Here is a 19,725-nt window from a genome sequence, read left to right on the forward strand (position 1 = left end):
CTCCTTTATACGAAAGCATCTATGTTAAGAAAAAGTCTTTATATATGTACCCCACTCTGTAATATATACATTTGCAAACAATTTAACATCCTCTTCATATCACGTTCTTTATAATCATTTAAACATGCAATTTGAATCCAGTTATTCTTTTGTAAATATGCTGATTCATAATGGATAATATATCCTTGTAATGCTAACGCATCACCTACTGTTTTAGAAGACTGATCCTCATCTAATTGAATCGTAAGTATAATTGGTGCGGCATGTTCTTTAAGTGAAACAAGGTTTAGTCCTATACTTGTAATAGCTTCTTCCATATAATCATATGTCTCTTTTATTTTTACAAATGCTGTTTCAACTTCAAATCTCTTTAATGCTTCTTGCAAAGCATAAATTAAATTCCATGAATGAGAATATGGAATACTTTCATTTTCTTCGTACATACCAATGTCCATATAGGCCGGTAATGTCTCGTTTACTTTCACATTATGATTATGAAAAACGAAAGATACTCCAGTAAACGATTTAATTGCCTTTCCACTAACACCGCTTGCAAAATATACATCCTTTAAATCTATCGGTATTGCTCCAATCGAACTGATACAATCTACACAAAGTTTCATTTCGTGCTTGTTACAAATGGTGTTCAGCTCGTCTAAATCATTTAACATTCCAGTTGATGTTTCATGGTGAACAAACCAAAGCCATTCATAATTTCCAGTTCCCATTATCTTTTCTAATTCTGTATAAATAAACGGTTCTCCTATTTCTTTTTTATACGTATCAAAATGTAATTGTGCACGTGTTGCATGTCCAACTAATCTATTACCAAATTCCCCATTTGTTAATACTAGTCCTTTTCCTTTTAAAGAACGTAATTGTAAAGCAATTGCATCATTCGCTAACGTCCCTGTTCCTAACATTATTTGTACATGCTTTGCTTTTGTCATCTGCAGTAATCGTTTCTTTACATTGCCCATCGTCACTTGAAATGACTTAGAGCGATGCGAAACAGGCTTCGTAGAAAATGCCTTTTGGACATTCGCTTCAATGTCTACTGGGCCAGGTAAAAACGTATATTCTTTCGTCATAATCCCCCCAACACTTGATTCTTCAAACATAGCAGGTGTTACATACATGGGCTGAAAAGCAGCTTCTTCTGTACCAACTAACGTATGGAAAGGTTTGAATCCCATTTGCTCATATAAAGGTAGTTCACGTGTTGTCGCAGAAATGAGTGCCAATTCATATCCATTTAGAAGCAGATAACGATGTAGAAAACGAATTAATCCCAACAGCGCTCTCCCATTTCGATATTCACGTTCTACTGAAAGTAAACGAATTTCATATACATTTTCTCCATGTTCTTGCAAATAAAAATCTAGATTTGAAATTTTATAATCTAACGAGAATGGTCGTTTTCCTCGCAACGCAACCATACCTACTAACTTATCGTCATCTAAACAAATTAAATATGTATTTTCTTCGTGAAAACGATCTATACGAACACGCTCTTTCGTTTCTTCATGTTGCGGAATTTCTTCTACAAATGTTTTATAATTCAATTTATGTATACTTTCAAATTCCCAAGCTTTATCAGCAACTTTATAAATTAACCCCATGTTTTATCTCCTTTTTATATTTAATAAAATGATAAGTGGAGATTTACTCCACTTATTAAAAGTTCATTTCATTCTCGGTTTACATATAAAATAAATACAATTATGAGAGCACTTAAAATAGTCGTAACAATAGAGTACGAATACAAAATCATGCAAACTGGCAAACAAGCGATTGTAATTAAACCTGGCTTCGTAAATCCTTTAAAGATTAAATAAAAAATAATAAAAACAACAACAAGAGTAAGCGCTATCAAGTAATCAAATGCGATTAGCCCTCCAATAAATGTCGAAATGCCTTTACCGCCCTTGCCTTTAAATAAAATTGGATAAATATGTCCAAGTAAAACAGCCAGTAAAGCTAACATTATAAATGTAGAATCTTCAAAAAGGTATTTTGCAATAGAAACTACAATTGCCCCTTTAATTGCATCACCTAAAAATGTAGCAACGAAATACCCTTTTCCATATACGCGCCCCATGTTTCTTGCGCCAGGATTACCACTTCCTTCATCCCGAATATCAACGTTATGTTTCCATTTCGTGACTATATAAGCGGTCAATATGTTTCCAAATAAATAAGAAGCCACCAAATACAAAAATTGCATACTATTAATCATGTAATCATTCACTTTCTACGTAGGAGTACTTATACAATATTCAAGGACTATGTATATTGTACTTTTTTATCTACATCCCTTTATACATTTTAACATCATATATTTACAAATCATACAAAAATTCTCATGCTTCTATTTTTTAAAATATATATTCTTCATTAAATAATAGGTTCCTTTCGTTGCTGGTTCTGATTGTGATACAAAGGTAACTTCTCCTATACTCTTTACGCAGCATTTCTTAAATTCAGTATATATTTCAGGAACTAAACGCAATATGCTTCCACTTACTGCAATGGGAGTTGCAAACTCAAATTGCATCTTATTATAAAGATTTACTGTAATTCTCGCTAATTCCTTACCAGCTTGCATCATAATTTCATGTGCATCATCATTCCCATTTCTCGCTTCCTGAATAACTAATGGTGCAATTGCTGCAACTTTATCTTTTGAAGAACTATAAACTAGTCTTTTTATATGAGACGACGTCAAAAGTTGAAACTCATCTTGAATCCTTAAGCTTAATGGACAAAGTGCAACGCCTTGATCAAATTGATTTGCCATTCTCTTTAAACTTTGTAATGCAATCCAATATCCACTTCCTTCATCTCCTAAAATATGTCCCCATCCACCGCTATACTCGTGCACTTCTCCTTTTTTCCCTAGACAAATCGCACCTGTGCCGCCAATTGTTAAAATTCCATCCTTTCCTTGTAAAGCAGCTGCATGTGCAATCATTGCGTCATTAAAAACTTCAATTTGTGTTCCGTACTTCTTTTGTAGACGTAATATTAATTCATTTGTATTTGCTCCACTTATACCTGCTAATCCTAAACAAATACAAACGCAATTGTTATTTATTAAAGCTTTCTGGCAATGATCGATTGCTTCCATAATATGCACAAGAGCTTCTTCAAAATCTATTAATATATTTCCAAAACCGCCCTTACCCCTTATAATTTCCTTTCCGTCTTGATCAAAGGCAATTGCTTCTGTCTTCGTTCCCCCGCCATCTACTCCAATCATATACTTCATATATATTCGCCTCATTTTCTTCATATTGGCGGGAATGTTATATTCCCTAAAACTACAAATTGCTTTGCACCTGTTGCGCTTGGCACATTACTCGGATTACGATGATACGTTTCGTTTGCTAAAATTGCAAAGGCAATTGCTTCTTTCGCTGCAGAAGAATACCCTAAATCTTCTTGAATAAAAATTGCGCACTTTTCTTCCTTCAATCCATTTCGCAACATTTCAACAAGTGTGTTATTATAACTGCCGCCACCACCTAATATCACCTCATCGATTTCATAATACGGCAGAATAAACTCCTTATAATGATGAACAATTGAACTTGCTGTAAACATCGTGACAGTCGTCAATATATTTTCTTTACTATGCTTTTCATATCGCTTCAATAATTCACTTACAAATTCTTCTCCAAACTGTTCTCTCCCTGTTGATTTTGGTGGATTCATTTTCAAAAACGGATGGTTCATACAATAAGTTAAAATTTCATCTACAACTACTCCCCGTTTTGCAATCCTACCATTTTGATCATATAACAACTGAAATAATCTTTTACATACTTCATCAATTATCATATTCCCTGGACCAGTATCAAAAGCTATAACGCTCTTATCACTTAGGTGACTTGGTATTACTGTAACATTACCAATCCCGCCAATATTTTGTAGCATTCTATTTTTAGTTTGATGACGATACAAAATGACCTCTGAATATGGCACAAGTGGTGCACCTTGTCCCCCTGCTGCCATGTCCATCGTTCGAAAATTCGAGATAACCGTCGTATTCGTTTCGTATGCTATTACTGCTGGTTCCCCAATTTGCAATGTGGAAGGTATCATATTGCCATCTTGCTTTGGCTGATGGTAAATCGTTTGTCCGTGAGAACCTATCAAATCTAATTGTTCCAAAGAAAAATTGGCCTCTTTACAAACTTCTTTTACAGCGTTGGCGAAACATAAACCTAACTTAAAATTTAAACTACATATGAGTTGGACATTTGAATTTTCTATTGATAATGCTTGTTGTATTTCACTTTTTATATCATTACGAAATGGAACTGTAGTAAAATGGATGAGTTTAACCTTAGAATCTACACCACTCCCTTCTATACGAACGAGCGCTACATCTATTCCATCTAATGACGTACCGGACATTACCCCTGCAATATACATAACATGCGTGACCTCCTATTTATTAAAAAACAATCATGTAAGTTACAAACGTACAACCGATCGAAAAGAATATAAATCTAAAAAACAACTGAGCTTTCGATGCAAACGATCCATCAATGAAAGAAACAACTACTGTAAGCAAAATGCTTGCCGCAATGCTTGTAACGAGCCATATACTATGCATTTGTGATAGATGTAGCATTCTTAATAAAGGCACAAAAAGTAAATTCGCACATATCACTCCAAATAATAATAAAAATACACCTTTATAACTAAATTTTATATTCATTCCATTTCATCCTCTCTGGACTTCATGTGAAAGAAGTGATAGGCAAAATACCTATCACTCATAAATTAAAGCATAACGATTATGGATTAACAGATTCGCCTTCACCATTCTTCTCAATTTCAAGCATATTTTTGTCGTACATTTTAAAGAATGGTAAATATATAAGGAACGATATTGCTATATTTATAAAAACTAATACTATTGCACGCCAATCTCCGCCTGTAGCTAAATACGCACCAATTGGAGCTGGTAATGTCCACGGTGGCATAATATGTGTTGGTGTTACAAATCCCATCGCAGTTGCTGAATATGCAACAGTTGCCGTTACAAGTGGTGTAATGATGAATGGGATAATTAAAATTGGATTTAGTACAATCGGTAATCCGAATATGACTGGCTCATTTATATTAAAAATACCCGGAACAATACAAGTTCTTGATAATGCTTTCGAATATTTTGATCGACCGAATACAATCATAGCTAATACAAGCCCTAATGTCGCACCAGAACCGCCAATCCATATAAACCATTGATATAACGGCTCTGGTGAAATAAATGGCAACTGATCTGCTCCACTAGCAACTGCTTCACCATTTTTCCCTAGGTATACTTCCCATAATGGCCGAGCAACAGTTCCAACAACCGACACACCATGGATTCCGAATGACCAAAAAAACGTAATTAAAAACACTGGAATCATTACACCGAAGTAACTATCCCCAGCTTTTACTAATGGCGCTGCTAATTTATCAACAACATGGTGTAAATCAATGCTAAAAACGACAGTTACTAGACTCATTATAATAATAACGAATGCAGCAGGTATAAGTGCTTCAAATGAACGCGACACAGATGGCGGTACTTGTTCTGGCATTTTAATCATTACATTTTTCTTCTTACAAAACCTTAATATCTCTACGGATAAAATAGAAACAATCATCGTCACGAATAATCCATGACCTCCGAGATTTGTCATCGGAAGCATAAATCCTTTTTTATCAATTAATTCAGGCGTTAATGTTAATAGCAGTGAACATACTGCAAGCTGCGCTCCCGACAAAGCATCTAACTTATAACTCTTCGCTAGATTATATCCTATTCCAAATGCTATATATAAAGACATAATAAACATCGTTAACCGATATGGTATTAATATACTTGTTTGATTCTTTAATGCCCAAACTGATATGAAACTATCTTTCGGTAATGGTGGAAATGCTACGATTAAAAAGAAACTTCCTACAATAATAAATGGTAATGCTGAAATAACTCCATCACGGATTGCTTGTAAATGTCTCTGTTCAGAAAGTCTTGCCATCGGTCCAGATAAGTTTTTATCAAGAAACGTGACAAACTTATTCATAACACTTCCCCCTAACTAATTAAATCATTTACAGTTTTTAATAAAGTTGGTCCACCAAGCGGCGTATATGCTTGCGGTGGTATAATACCGCATGGAATAGATTCCTCTTCTGCAAATTTTTTTACAGAGTCAAATCGATGTCTTACTTGTGGTGCAACCATTACAACATCCCAACCATTCTTTACTTCTTCTTCCACCTCACTTGTTCCAATCGCATGCACTTCCATGTTCATACCCTTTTTCTCCGCCTCTTTTTTTAAAGCGTTTACAACAATTGCGCTGGACATTCCTCCAGAACAAACGAACAAAACCTTCATTTATGAATCCTCCTATACTTATAATTTACTACCCTTCAAATGAAAGGAAGTTTCACTTTACTAACAAGCATATGAAGTAGTAAATGAATTTAGTTATATTGAAAGTAAATTTCATTAAAAATATTTTTCCTATTAAATTAATGTTTCAATATGCAATTTTCTCTATTGCAAGGCCAACCTCACCTCGTATATTATCTTAGATAATCATATGATAGGGAGGCGTATAAATGATCGTTAAACGTTTATTTATGATATGTTGTATCGTCATCTTGTTCATCCCTTTCTCTTTCATTTCCCCTCACTCTACTTATGCTGAAGTAAATACTACGTACAAAAAACACGAATTACGTGCTGTATGGATCGCATCTGTTCTTAATATTGATTGGCCCTCAAAGACTGGCTTACCCATCGAAAATCAGAAACAAGAATTTATTAAATTATTAGACAATGTAAAAAACACCGGTATGAATGCAGTCGTTGTACAAATAAAACCAACCGCTGATGCTTTTTACCCTTCAAATTACGGTCCTTGGTCTGAATACATTACGGGCATACAAGGAAAAGATCCCGGATACGACCCACTAGCATTTATGATTGAAGAAGCACATAAAAGAAATATAGAATTCCACGCATGGATTAATCCATACCGAATAACGATGAATCACACTGATATAAATCGATTATCAAATAATCACCCTGCAAGACAGCACACGGATTGGGTTGTACCTTATGGCGGAAAATTATATTACAACCCTGGCATTCCAGAAGTGAAAAAGTTTATAACTGAAGGTGCTTTAGAAATCGTACAAAATTACGATATTGATGCGTTGCATATGGACGATTATTTTTATCCATATAAAGTAGCGGGCGAACAATTCCCCGATCAAAAAACGTACGAAACATATAATAACGGTAAATTTACAAATATAGAAGATTGGCGACGTGACAACGTAAATGAGCTTGTAAAAGATTTACATGCTACTATCAAACAAGAAAAATCATACGTAAAGTTTGGCATTAGCCCATTTGGCGTATGGCGAAATATAGCTGATGATCCTACTGGCTCAAACACAACTGCCGGCCAAAGAAACTTTGATGATCTTTATGCTGATACACGTGAGTGGATACAAAAAGGTTACATTGACTACATTACACCGCAAATATATTGGAATATAGGTTTCACTCCCGCTGCATATGACATATTAGTAGATTGGTGGGTAAAAGAAACAAATAATAAACCGATTCACCTATACATCGGTCAGGCAGCCTATAAAATTAATAATAACTCTGTCCCCGCCTGGTTTGATCCGGAAGAATATCCAAGGCAGATTGCATTAAACCGGTTATTCCCTGAAATAAAAGGTAGTATGCATTTTAGCTTAAAAGATATTAATAACAATCCACTCGGAGTGAAAGATAGACTCACAAACGACTTATATAAACATCCTGCATTAATCCCGCCTATGCCTTGGCTTGATCACAATCCACCAAAACAACCGACTTTAAAAGGTGCTATCCCAAGAGATGAAGGTATCGCTGTAGGTATCATTGATAATAGAGAGAATGATTCTGCTTATTACGCTATTTACCGCATGAATGGAAAAAATGAAGTAGATATACAAAACCCAAAAAATTTGCTTACTACTGTAAGAAAAACAAAACTTGGAGAAATTTATGTAGATAAAACAGCTATTTCTGGAGAAACGTATACGTATGTAGTAACTGCAGTTGATCGATTGCATAATGAAAGTATTGCTTCTAGTCATACTACCGTTAAAGCAAAATAATAGTTAATAAAAAACGCCTTAAAAGCTAAGTATTATAGCTTTTAAGGCGCCTTTTTATTTATTCTTAAACTTCTCAGTCGCTGCTCTCATCTTCACATTCAAATCGTGATCAATCGAGTCACGAATATCCCGCTCGACTACTTCCATTTCTTTTTGGAAATTTTGCAAGTAGATTTTTAATTCTTCTTCTTTTTCTGGTCGTTGTGATGGCGGTAATTGTACCACTAAAGATAATATCGCTGTTAAATCTTTCATTAAGAACGTTTCAAGTTTATGTTGTTGTTCAAACATACGCTGCTCTTGATAGTACGGCAGTGCATTCAATACTGAAATTGTAATATCATCAACCGTTCTTTGTAATGAAGGATTTATTGAGCGTTTATAAGCTTGAATTGTGTTTAATGCATCTGGATATCGATCATAAAAATACAATTTATAAAACGATAAGTCTGTCGGCTTTACTGTTTGCTGCGTTTCTTGTCTTAAAAAATCTTTTACTTTCATAGCCGCTACATCAATATCTTCGTTTGTAAGTTTTTTCGTTGTTTTTGCCATTACATGTACTTTTTTCTGTTTTTCTTTCGGTAACATTGAGAATACTTGTTCTCTCGTACGTTGGCCCGATGCACAGAAAAGAGTGTTTAATATATGTTGCTCTTTTTTTCCTTCCGTACGAATCCAGCGATAAAAGAGTGGGTGCTGTGTAAATTCTTGTAGAAATGGTAATGATTTATTCGATAACTTTTCTAAAGATTCGTGTGCTCTTTTATATGGCTTCGTCCATGAAAAATACAGTTTCCGCCCGAAATATACGACTAAAACAACGACAGTAAATGCTATTAAAAGCAAAGTACCGAGTAGTAATAGTACTGTTTGAATGAAACTCATTTTTTCACCTCCTCTAATAATCTGCTATTTCCTTGGACGCTGAATAAGTTTCTGCTTCATCTCATCATTAAATGTGTCTAGTTCAATAACGAACTTCTTACTTGACTCAATAATACGTTCTGACGATTTTTCAGATGCCTCAATCGCAGCGAACACATTTTGGAATGATTCACGTAATTTATCCATGCTAATAGCAGGATTTTCAAGAAGTTTTGTTGTTTCTTCTGTATTTTGTTTTAATGCTTGTGAGTTACTTAATACCATTGATTCAATTGCTTCATTTGTCGCATTGACAGCATCAATTGTTTTACGTTGATTCGTTAATGCTAGTTGGATAGCAGCTGAAACTGTTACAACGTTTTGCGTCATCGTAATTGCATTACGAATTGCTTCTGTTAATTTTTCATTATTTTTCTTAATGATGTCTACAGATGCGATAGATTGTAATAACACGCTTTTCGCTTGCTGCATATTACGGGTACGTACGAGTATCTTTTCTAATGCATCATTAATTAATGGAATGTCTCTTTGACGTTCTGGATTTTGTTTCTCGGCTTCGAGCATACCAGCAAGTTTTTTCCCTAAGTATACTTGTTTATCAAGAGCGTGAATTTTATCGTGCGATTGCTCCTTAAGCATCTCTAGGCCAACAGTATCTTCTTGTAAGTTATCACGGCCAATTAGAAGGGATCTAATAATCTCCTCAATTTGCTTATCTATAGATTGATATTTATGCACGTATGTTTCAAGTGGATTTTTCTTGAATACTTTAAACATAATTTTCTTCATACCACTTGCTTTTAATGAATTCGGATCAAGCTCCGACACTACTTTTCGTAATTCTAACAATGTATTTGGAATTTCTTCATTTTTCCCATTCATCATCGCTGTTACAGGGCGTTTTAGAGCTGATAACGTTTGTCCTGCTGCTTGTTGCTCTTTATCCCCTAAATCTCCTAGCTGAGACAATACTTTCGATAAATCCGTATTTTGCTCGCTATTTAACTTTTGTACATAAAGATCAGCTTCTTTATTCAGTTCCTCTAGTTCTGCATCTTTTATTACTGTATCAACCACTACTTCTACATTATTATCTTTCACAATCGATACAGGTTCTTTTTTCTCGAGTTCAGTCAACAAAATCGCTCCTTTATTTATATGTGCGAATTTATGTGCACTATATTTCATCTAATATATTGTATTTCATGTGCAAACAGCCTATATGAAATCAATTTTCAAGAAATACCTGCTTATGCAGTCATTCCCTGTTTCTTACTATAAGTATACCTGTTCTCAACATTATTTTCCTCAGACTTAAGACCTAGAGAACAACATGCTGAAGGCGGATTCTTCGTATGTTACGTATATAAATTAAGTTCTTCCTATCCTACTGTACTCAATGTTTTGACATACACCCTTTTTCAATGTGATAATTATATTACGCTATATCCTATTTCTTCTTACGCGCTACAAATGCTCCATTTTGAAATGCCAATAAAACCGTTTCAAACATTTCATCTTCTTCTATCATTTTTCTAAACTCTGCTAATTCACTTGTATGAGAGGTTGCGTTATCAACAACAAGAAAACCCTTTGGTTGTAAAATGCGTTTTATATGCTCAAGCCACCACATGTATTGCGTACGCTCTGAATCTAGGAAAATAAAATCAAATGAATGATCTAATTGCGCATCTAAAAATGCCCCTGCTTCTTGATTATGAACATCAATCCTTTGTAAAAGGTTTGCCTTTTCAAAATTGACAAGTGCCTCTCCAACTCGTTCTGAAGAAAGCTCTACAGTTGTTACATTTCCATTTGTTTCTTCTACCGCATTAGCTAACCACAATGTAGAATAGCCATTAGAAGTTCCGATTTCTAAAATGTTTTTTGCGCTACACCCTTTTACTAAAATTGATAAAAATCGTCCCATCTCACGAGTAATATTCCGCAATTTTTCTTCCCGTGTTTTTTTATTTCGATCATGCTCTTCTCCATATTGTTCAAGTTGAAATAATAATGAATCTAACGTATCCATTTTTTCATCGCCTTTCCAAGCAATATGATGAAAAAGCTCTTGCTGCCCGTCTACTTTTTATTATATGCGAAACGAAATCCTTTTTCCTGTTATATGACAAAGATTTATAATTTTTTATAGCATATTGTTTCGTTTTTTGGTAAAGTTAATTTCTACGTGCAATTATTCCATTCATATTATTTCATATTAAAATTGCAGTTATTAAATTATATAAACCCCATTTAAATGAATCGGTATTTCAAATTCAATTAAGCGCCCTTTTCGGACGCATTTTCTTTGTTTATATATTTCTAGAAGAAAGGATGCTTACAAATGAACGTGATTAGCTTAGATGCTGCTCGAAAACGAAAGCAGCATAAAAAATTAATGATTACTATACCGATTATTACACGTATTTATGAAGAAGACGGGGAAATTAAATTTGAGGTAGCTGGCGAAAAAGATGTACCTCTTGAAATGTTAGAAAAATAATAAAAAACGCATTTCTGAAGAAATGCGTTTTTTATATTTTTACATTTAAATGCATAAGTTTCTCAGGATTAACCACCATATAAATGTTTGAAATCTTCTCATCCTCAAATGCAAAAGAAAGAACATAAGTTATTTTATTATTTATTGTAACTATAACTCCTGGCATACCATTTACTATTTTGAAATCAACAGTGTACTCTTCTGTCAATCGTTGTGCAATCCCAAAGAACAAACGTATAATTCGATCCGCAGAATAAATCGGATGAATCGCAGTCGTAACTTTCCCACCACCATCTGCTTTCAATATCGCATCTGTTTTTAATACTTCTAACATGCCTTGCGCATCCCCGCACTGTAATGATGATACAAACTTTTCAACATAATCAGCCATCTTCTTCGTACTTAATGTTGATTGCTTCGGCTTCTCCAATATACTTTTTCGTGCACGTTCAAAGATCTTCCTACAGTTCACACTACTCTTATCAACAATCGAAGCTATTTCTTCATATCCATAACTGAAAACCTCTCTCAATATGAAAACAATTCTTTCTACCTCAGACAGTTGTTGTAAAAGTAATAAATATGCTGTGGAAAGAGATTCTTTCATTACAAATGACTCTGATGGCTCATCACTCTCTTCTACAAGTGGCTCTGGTAACCACATCCCCACGTACACATTACGTTTATGCGCTGCCGAACGTAATTTATCAATTGAACGATTTGTCGCCATCTTACACAAATATGCTTTCATATTTTCTATAGACTGAAGATCCTCTATATTATTTAACGAGATAAATATATCCTGAACGATATCCTCAGCATCCATAACACTTCCAAGAATTCTATATGATAACGAAAATAATAATGGTTGATACGCTTCATATAATTGCTCCGTTTCCATGATGAACACCCTCGCTTTCTAATTGCTTTAAAATGTGTAACGCTGCACGTTTCCCGCTCGCTACCGCAGCATCAGCTAATATTTCATCATGCCCAGCCCAATCACCTGCAACGTAAACACCTGGCATTTCAGGGATATTAGGACCTGGGGTTTCAACTCGGTTAATATGAGGAAAATCATATACTACTGTTATTTTCGGTAAATACTGCTGTGCAACAACTTCTCTTTTCCAATTTGGATGTAACAACTCCATCGTGCTTTCTAACTGTTCTTTATCATCATGAATATGATTCATCTCTAGCATAGGATTATGGTACTTAATTAAACTCACTGCAACTGATCCATCATCACTTAATTTAGCTGCTCTTGATTGATTCGTGAAAAATATAGGCTGATCTAACCCTAATGCAAATTGATGTGTAGGATTTGGTAATCGTCTCAAACCAATATCTAATGCAGCAACGGTAACCGGTACCGATTGTTCACTCCATCTATGCAAACTTGTTCCTTCTGCACCTTTTATTATGTTACAAGCTTCTTTCGGTGGAGTCGTCACAATGACTGTCCCTACTTCAAACACCTCATCATCAAAACAATATATTCTTTGTTTATCTTCGTAATGCTCTATTTCCAAAACATGCTTTTTTGCCAAAAATTGCACCCCGGCATGATTTGCTATGTCTCTTAATTTTGTTATTATCGTCTCCCAGCCACCATCTACATAAAATACCCCTTCTTTTATCGAAAGCTGTATTTGCTTTAGTACAGATGATGCTAATTGTATTGTAGGAACAAACGTATATGTTGTTGTTCGGCATAGCGCATAAAATATATTGCGAACCATCGGATCTTTTATTTCATTTTCTGCCCATGTAGTTAGGCTCACTTTTTGAACTTCTCTTACATCTAAACCCCCTAAACGAATCATAAGACGTGAGAATTGTACTTTTGCAGACCACGAAAGTAGTGGTGTTGATAAAATTGAGCGGAAATCTGTTGGGATGGTGAATAGATCCCCTTTCCATATTCCATGTGCTTTTGTAGATGGCATTCCACCTGGAAGATTCATACCGAGCTCATTAAAAGTTAAAAATGCTGCTCCTCCTCTATATAAGGCGTGTGCACCAAGATTCATGCAGATCCCCTTTTTATTTATAGTCATCCCTCGACCACCAAAGCGACTGGACTTTTCTAACACAATCACTTTCCTCCCAGCTTTCGCCAAATATATAGATGCTGTTAATCCAGCAAGGCCACCACCAACAATTGCTACATCAAATTTCTTCATAATAAAATCCCTCCTTATCGTTCTACATACAAGACGAACGATTAAGGAGGGATGTGACATGAAAATATATTTTTACTCATCTATTCTATTTCATTATTTTTTTATTCTGTCATATTGCATACGAAATAACTCAATTGCAAATGGTATATCCTCTTCACTCTTTATATAATAACTTATCCACCCTGATTCGGGTAATACGTGATGTGGTTTGACCAATCCTTGGTTTACTAATTCATCCCGCTTTAACTTTGGAAATGGTAAATCAACTAACTTATCTCCATGCAGATGACCAAGTTCTTTCTTACCATAATTTATTTCAATGCCACCAAATCGATGCGGTTTTTCAGAGACACCTGCCCAGCCAAGCACTTCATTTCTAATCATTTCACTAAATGACATGAATCTTCACTCCTTATTAATGATTGATGTAATATTAAATTAACACGTCCATTACTTTTTTCCATCAATCTAAAGTATGAATGGATATACGAATATAGTTTAATCTCAATACCTTTATTTTTTACATAATTAAAATAATTTCAAAGGGGATTAATTCTATTATATAGAATTACTATTAAAAATAATTTTAAGGGACGGATTTATATGAGCGAGGTATTATTACAAAAGGCAAATTATCTACAATCTAATGAATTAAAACTCTTGAAAAAAGCTATACATTTTGCAGAGCAAGCGCATGATGGACAATACCGTCAAACTGGAGAACCATATATTATTCATCCTTTCGCAATTGCAGAAATACTGCTAAATTATAAAGCTGACATTACAACTTTGATTGCTGCGTTATTACACGATGTTGTAGAAGATACAGAACATTCTTTAGAAGAAATTGAATCGTATTTTGGTGCAACTATTCAATATATTGTAAATGGATTAACAAAAGGAAAAAAACAACAAGATCAAAAGAAAACATTATACGAAGCAATTAATTTTAAAAAGCTGCTACTAGCCTCTCAACAAGATATACGTGTTGGCATTATTAAAGTTATAGATCGCCTTCACAATATAAAAACATTGAGTGTTAAAAAACCCGCAAAACAAGTAGCATATGCGAATGAAACATTAACACTTTTTGCGCCACTTGCAAAGCGACTAGGACTATATACAATCCAATATGAATTAGAAAATCTTGCTTTTCAATATCTACATAAAGAAAGATATAGCAAGGTACTTAAATTCTTAACGGGATATGTTCCACACCTTCAAAAAAATATAACCGATTTAAGCAAAGGAATTCATTCTTTTTGTGATACTAACCTTTCATTTGAAATAAGCTATGAGTTCCCTCCGATTTATACTGCTTACTCACAATTACAAGAAATACAAAACGTATCAGAGGTTTCACAAATTTGTATTACAACTACAAGTGTACTAGATTGCTATAAAATTCTTGGAATGATACATCAATTATACAATCCAACTATAAACTATTTCGAAGACAATATAGCACTTGAAAATAGCTATTTTAATAACAATTTAAAAACTAAAGTCAATATGAATAATACTGAACAAACAATTATCATTCAAACACAATTAGCAAAAACATTAAAAGATAACGGCATTTTTTCTTTATTGAATAATAGAACTGCAAATGTTCAAGCAATATCTTTTAAAATAATGAATGATATAATTGTGAATAACAATTTATTAACTACAGATCCAATTGCGTTCCACAATCTAGTATCGTATGAACTATTTGAAAATACCATAACGGCTTATACTTCAGATTTACAACCTATTTATTTACCAGATGGTGCTACAATTATTGATTTTACTTTCTCTGCATTTCCAAAAATTGCACATAACATGAAAAAAGCAAAAATAAATGGTATACTTGTTCCCCTTAAAACAAAGGTATCTCATTTTGACGTCATAGAAATCTATTTTGACTTAAAACAGAACTTGGCATTAGAGTGGCTAAATTACGCCAATACCGCTAAAGCACAATTAATTATTCAGCAAAAACTATCTTAAATAACAGACCAAATAAAATGTCTTTAAATCATAATTAATTATTCAGCAAAAACTATCTTAAATAACAGACCAATGCTTCTTATAAAAAGTATTGGTCTGTTATTTAAGATACGAAATACGCCCCATACTCTTTATGAAATAGGTAAATTTATTATGATACCAACAACTGCACATAACAAACACTAGACACATATCCTAATTTTGTAACCTTACTTACTAATAGAAAGGCAGGTAATACAATTGACTTCCAATATCGACTACACCTCCCCCTCAACTAATTTCACTTATGATTTAAATAAAAGTAATTTTTTTCAGAAAGATGCCCACAATTATATAAATGTACTTGGCATGCAACAATTAAATACGTTAAAAAACACTTCTTTATTAGATATTTATTTAAGTTCAGGTAATGTTGTAGAACCGCATATTCATCAAAATGCAGCTGAATTGGTTTACTGTATTTCAGGAGCTGCGGTTGTTTCTTTACTTAATCCTTTTACGAATCAACTATTAAACTTACCGATAAAACCAGGGCAAGTTGCCAACATTCCACAAGCGTGGTGGCATTATGAAATTGCTACAGCAGATAATACTCATTTATTAGCAATTTTCGATGCCCCAACACCAGAAGTTATTTTTGGTTCTGATATTTTAAGATTAACTCCCGCTAATATAATGGCCCATACTTACTGTCTCGATGAGCAACAATGGAAACAAGCGGTATCCCCTATTCAATCCACTACAGTAATTGGTCCCCCAGTAAATTGTAATAAAAACCGTGGAACGATAAACCCAACAACTCAGCCTCCTAATCCACAACAAAATTTATATTACCAAGATTCGTATTATTTTCCTCTTTACTGGGGATATTAATTTATATTATGACAGGACAATTATTTATCTCCTCGGAAAATACGTAGGAGATTTTTTATTGTATATCCCCATTCCTATTTTTTATCGTAACAATTAATAGAGTACATACATATAATAGTTATATATTTAATTGGAGGTGATAGTACTATGAGTAATTATAACTATCGAAAAAACTACTCTCATAATAAAAATAGTAGTTCATCAACATCCTCTCAGTCTTCAAATTCTCAATCTTCCAATTCCCAATCGCAAAGAGATTTAGCCGAGCAAGGCTATGTAAAGAAAAAAGGATGTAACTGTAATAAAAACAAATAGTTTATTACTAATTTGAACTATAGCATTTCAACGCTCACGATAAATAATTTACTTCCCTGTATACAAGTTTATTCTATGGATGAATTCTATTTTTAATAGAATTCATCTTTTTTATTTATAGAAAATTTTTCAAATCTTATAACTTATTTTATAAACAATAAAGTGTAAATTATACATTTTGCTGTTCCTTTTACCCCAACTTAACAAAGAGGAATTCCTCAATTGATTTATCAGCTATCTTTCTATAAAATATAGCCCACCCTAATAAAATTAGGATGGGCTATATACAAACGCCAATTCAAATTTCAAACAGGCGTTGTAACAAACTAGACGATATTAATACCTGCACTTACAAATCCAGCTACTGCAGCTATTGGACTTGCTGCTGTTAATGAAACATATAACAGTATTTTATCTCCAGCAGCTACTGGAATAGCTTCAGCTATGATACCTGATGCTGTAGAACCAATCGCTATTGCGGCAAATGCTGGTGTTAATAAAAGAGGTGCGCCTTGTACTGTAAACGTATTACTTGCTGCTGGTGCAGTTAATATTTGTATTTGCACTTGAACAGGTGATATTGGAGCTAATGCAGCTGTTGCACTAAAGAAACCTGCTAATGACGTGATAGTTCCTGCACGTGGTGCTACGAATGCATAATCACCTACACCTAATGCTAATGTGATACTAGTTCCACCTGTTAATGCTACACCAGGCTGACTAAATCCAAATCCAAGAAGAGTTCCTGTATTAGCTACTAACGCGTTAACTAACGCAGATGGTGTTGTACCTGAAGCAAATGGAATAATAGCTCCGCCACCAGCTGCACCAGTTGCTCCTGTTGCTCCTGTTGCTCCTGTTGCTCCTGTTAAACCTGTTGCTCCCGTTGGGCCTGTTGCTCCTGTTGGACCTGTCGCTCCTGTTGGGCCTGTTAAGCCTGTTGCACCAGTTAAACCTGTTGCTCCCGTCGGGCCTGTTGCTCCTGTTAAACCTGTTGCGCCACCAGTACCTGCTGGACCTGTCGCTCCTGTTGGGCCTGTTGCCCCTGTTGCTCCCGTTGGACCTGCTCCGGTTCCTGCTGGGCCCGTTGGACCTGTTGGACCTGTTGGACCTGTCGCCCCTGGAGTAGCATTGATTAATTGAATTAATAAATTAAAAAGAAGTTGTAAAGTTGCAGAATCAACATTTGAGTTGCAGGATATAGGGATAAGATCTAAAGCGAAGAAGAATTGTGCAAGGGCGCTATAAAATTGTTGCAATAATGTTGACAATTGTCCTAAATTAGGTGCTGGAGATTGTAATAAAACTATAATACTTTGAGTTAATTGTTTCAAAAAATTAACTTCTGGGGAAGGTAATAAGGAATTTAAGAAAATTAAAAATTGATTAAATAAATCGAGTAACACTAATCTGTTTGCATTACTTGGATTTGCAAAAAATGCTGAAATAGCTGATACTAATGAGTTTAGTAAAGTAATTAATCGATTTAATTGTTCCCTAGTAATAGGAACTGACTGTGGATTTTTACAACAATCTGCTGAAAAAACAATCGGATTGCAGTTATTATGATCAAAACAATCATTATGTTTCATTTATTTCCTCCTTACTTTTCTTATAGTTGAGTGTTTTCCTATTCTAAGTACTATAAAAGATGCGATTGAAAAAAGTAGTTGAGTTATATGTTTCTCTTAAAATAGGAAACATGAATGATAATCAAACTTGAAAACGTCATTTAATTATGTTCATGACTCACATATTAATTATATGTTTTTAATAATTGAGTGCTTAGATTAAACACCTAAACTTAAGAGTTTATTTTATTTTTCCACGTTTATCTCTTAGGTCCAAAAGCACATTTTAATCTGAATATAAAAACTAAACATTAGCATATAACCAACAAGTAATAACACCACCTTTTCAGATAAGTAACAATAATATCTTTATTAAAATTGTGTTCTCTCTATTATCATGAAGCCGTTTCTATTATCAAAAACTTTCATACAATATAGCGGACAAGTTATTCTATACTTCGTTCCAAAAAACAATTTAGGGAGTGAGAATTAATTGCCAATTATTCAACCATTTATGGCATCTAGAAGATTTACATCTACATTAGGAGCTGGAACAGGAACAGGTGCAGCTTTTGCAATTGCTGCTACAGCTTGTTTAAACGATGCTGGTACTACTGCAACTGCTTTTCCGACTTTTACGTATTACAACTTATATGTAAACGGCATTCTTCAACCTAGTGTGAACTCCAGTGTTACTACTGGACCTACTGGTGCTATTACAATTCCTGGCGGAGATGCATTAGACGGTGGAATTCCAATTACAATCGAATTTATCGTCACTTAGTTTTAACTACTTTAATGTAGAGCAAAAAGACAGATTCTTTTCATTTAAGAATCTGTCTTTTTTAATTAATAATGATAAATTGCAAAATAATTGAAGAACCTTGTGATGGTGGTTGATTATCTAATAAAGTTAGCTGACCAGTACTAACCTGATATAATGGTTGTGGTTGAAGTATTCCATTAATAAACAAATTAATGTACGAAACCTCATCAGGAGATAATATGTGAGTTGTACCATATTGAGCTAGCCCATCTGAATCTGTATATATAAGTTTTTCTCCATCTGAAAAAGTGTAAAATAATAAATTAGTTGTTGTTATGGGGCCAATAACTCCAGTTGGACCTGTTGTTCCTGTTACTCCTGTTATCCCCGTTGCTCCTGTTACTCCTGTTATTCCCGTTGCTCCTGTTG

20 protein-coding genes are annotated in these 19,725 nt (G+C 34.2%); 5 read left to right on the top strand and 15 right to left on the bottom strand.

Going from position 1 to position 19,725, the window contains the following annotated elements:
* Positions 1-38 precede the first annotated feature (38 nt).
* From DN390_RS29470 to DN390_RS29500, 7 genes are all read right to left on the bottom strand, one after another.
* Positions 39-1,622, bottom strand: coding sequence for an aminotransferase class V-fold PLP-dependent enzyme (locus tag DN390_RS29470; RefSeq protein ID WP_147809238.1), 1,584 nt, complete (start codon positions 1,620-1,622; stop codon positions 39-41).
* A gap of 68 nt (positions 1,623-1,690) precedes the next feature.
* Positions 1,691-2,239 carry a glycerol-3-phosphate 1-O-acyltransferase PlsY gene (plsY, locus tag DN390_RS29475; RefSeq protein WP_060630846.1) on the bottom strand — a complete coding sequence of 183 codons (549 nt, stop codon included), beginning with the start codon at positions 2,237-2,239 and terminating at the stop codon, positions 1,691-1,693.
* 132 nt (positions 2,240-2,371) lie between these two features.
* Entirely contained in the window at positions 2,372-3,271 is a 900-nt protein-coding gene (locus DN390_RS29480; protein ID WP_147809239.1) for a BadF/BadG/BcrA/BcrD ATPase family protein, read from the bottom strand.
* A 20-nt stretch (positions 3,272-3,291) separates the two neighbouring features.
* Positions 3,292-4,440, bottom strand: coding sequence for an anhydro-N-acetylmuramic acid kinase AnmK (gene anmK, locus DN390_RS29485; RefSeq protein WP_147809240.1), 1,149 nt, complete (start codon positions 4,438-4,440; stop codon positions 3,292-3,294).
* A 22-nt stretch (positions 4,441-4,462) separates the two neighbouring features.
* Positions 4,463-4,729 (bottom strand): hypothetical protein, encoded by a 267-nt coding sequence (locus DN390_RS29490; RefSeq protein ID WP_001021970.1) that lies wholly within the window; start codon positions 4,727-4,729, stop codon positions 4,463-4,465.
* Positions 4,730-4,808: 79 nt separating this feature from the next.
* Positions 4,809-6,092: a PTS sugar transporter subunit IIC gene (locus DN390_RS29495; protein WP_001032281.1), complete on the bottom strand. Its 1,284-nt coding sequence runs from the start codon at positions 6,090-6,092 to the stop codon at positions 4,809-4,811.
* Between the two features lie 11 nt (positions 6,093-6,103).
* A complete protein-coding gene (locus DN390_RS29500; RefSeq protein WP_098760740.1) occupies positions 6,104-6,409 on the bottom strand; it encodes a PTS sugar transporter subunit IIB in 306 nt (101 codons plus the stop codon).
* Positions 6,410-6,636: 227 nt separating this feature from the next.
* Here DN390_RS29500 and DN390_RS29505 point away from each other — a divergent pair, with 227 nt between their 5' ends.
* Positions 6,637-8,196, top strand: coding sequence for a glycoside hydrolase family 10-like protein (locus DN390_RS29505; protein ID WP_147809241.1), 1,560 nt, complete (start codon positions 6,637-6,639; stop codon positions 8,194-8,196).
* A gap of 54 nt (positions 8,197-8,250) precedes the next feature.
* On the opposite strand, the gene DN390_RS29510 is transcribed toward DN390_RS29505, so the two are convergent.
* The 3 genes from DN390_RS29510 to DN390_RS29520 form a co-directional block, all read right to left on the bottom strand.
* Positions 8,251-9,084 (bottom strand): DUF3974 domain-containing protein, encoded by an 834-nt coding sequence (locus DN390_RS29510; RefSeq protein WP_147809242.1) that lies wholly within the window; start codon positions 9,082-9,084, stop codon positions 8,251-8,253.
* Positions 9,085-9,108: 24 nt separating this feature from the next.
* On the bottom strand, positions 9,109-10,221 hold the full coding sequence (locus DN390_RS29515; protein ID WP_000137396.1) for a toxic anion resistance protein: 1,113 nt from the start codon (positions 10,219-10,221) through the stop codon (positions 9,109-9,111).
* A gap of 313 nt (positions 10,222-10,534) precedes the next feature.
* Positions 10,535-11,119 carry an O-methyltransferase gene (locus DN390_RS29520; RefSeq protein ID WP_147809243.1) on the bottom strand — a complete coding sequence of 195 codons (585 nt, stop codon included), beginning with the start codon at positions 11,117-11,119 and terminating at the stop codon, positions 10,535-10,537.
* A 312-nt stretch (positions 11,120-11,431) separates the two neighbouring features.
* On the opposite strand from DN390_RS29520, the gene DN390_RS30955 reads away from it, so the two are divergent.
* The gene (locus DN390_RS30955) at positions 11,432-11,590 is read left to right on the top strand and encodes a hypothetical protein (protein WP_001100984.1); all 159 of its coding nucleotides are present in this window, start codon (positions 11,432-11,434) and stop codon (positions 11,588-11,590) included.
* Positions 11,591-11,621: 31 nt separating this feature from the next.
* On the opposite strand, the gene DN390_RS29525 is transcribed toward DN390_RS30955, so the two are convergent.
* From DN390_RS29525 to DN390_RS29535, 3 genes are all read right to left on the bottom strand, one after another.
* Positions 11,622-12,491, bottom strand: coding sequence for an RNA polymerase sigma-70 factor (locus DN390_RS29525; RefSeq protein ID WP_147809244.1), 870 nt, complete (start codon positions 12,489-12,491; stop codon positions 11,622-11,624).
* A complete protein-coding gene (locus tag DN390_RS29530; protein WP_147809245.1) occupies positions 12,469-13,779 on the bottom strand; it encodes a protoporphyrinogen/coproporphyrinogen oxidase in 1,311 nt (436 codons plus the stop codon). The genes DN390_RS29525 and DN390_RS29530 overlap by 23 nt, the downstream gene beginning before the upstream one ends.
* A 93-nt stretch (positions 13,780-13,872) precedes the next feature.
* Positions 13,873-14,178, bottom strand: coding sequence for a luciferase domain-containing protein (locus tag DN390_RS29535; RefSeq protein WP_097950174.1), 306 nt, complete (start codon positions 14,176-14,178; stop codon positions 13,873-13,875).
* Between the two features lie 204 nt (positions 14,179-14,382).
* On the opposite strand from DN390_RS29535, the gene DN390_RS29540 reads away from it, so the two are divergent.
* Both DN390_RS29540 and DN390_RS29545 read left to right on the top strand, forming a co-directional pair.
* Complete coding sequence (locus DN390_RS29540) at positions 14,383-15,771, top strand: HD domain-containing protein (RefSeq protein WP_147809246.1); 1,389 nt, start codon at positions 14,383-14,385, stop codon at positions 15,769-15,771.
* Between the two features lie 240 nt (positions 15,772-16,011).
* On the top strand, positions 16,012-16,644 hold the full coding sequence (locus DN390_RS29545; RefSeq protein ID WP_147809247.1) for a cupin domain-containing protein: 633 nt from the start codon (positions 16,012-16,014) through the stop codon (positions 16,642-16,644).
* 641 nt (positions 16,645-17,285) lie between these two features.
* On the opposite strand, the gene exsJ is transcribed toward DN390_RS29545, so the two are convergent.
* A complete protein-coding gene (gene exsJ / locus DN390_RS29550) occupies positions 17,286-18,551 on the bottom strand; it encodes an exosporium protein ExsJ (RefSeq protein WP_147809248.1) in 1,266 nt (421 codons plus the stop codon).
* 472 nt (positions 18,552-19,023) lie between these two features.
* Between exsJ and DN390_RS29555 the strand changes: the two genes are divergently transcribed.
* The gene (locus DN390_RS29555; RefSeq protein ID WP_001121647.1) at positions 19,024-19,314 is read left to right on the top strand and encodes a DUF4183 domain-containing protein; all 291 of its coding nucleotides are present in this window, start codon (positions 19,024-19,026) and stop codon (positions 19,312-19,314) included.
* A 61-nt stretch (positions 19,315-19,375) separates the two neighbouring features.
* Here DN390_RS29555 and DN390_RS29560 read toward each other — a convergent pair.
* The coding region (locus DN390_RS29560) for a DUF4183 domain-containing protein (protein ID WP_147809249.1) at positions 19,376-19,725 on the bottom strand (350 nt) is incomplete at its 5' end.

This window comes from Bacillus sp. SH7-1 (assembly GCF_008042405.1).
Taxonomy (GTDB): Bacteria; Bacillota; Bacilli; order Bacillales; family Bacillaceae_G; genus Bacillus_A; species Bacillus_A thuringiensis_N.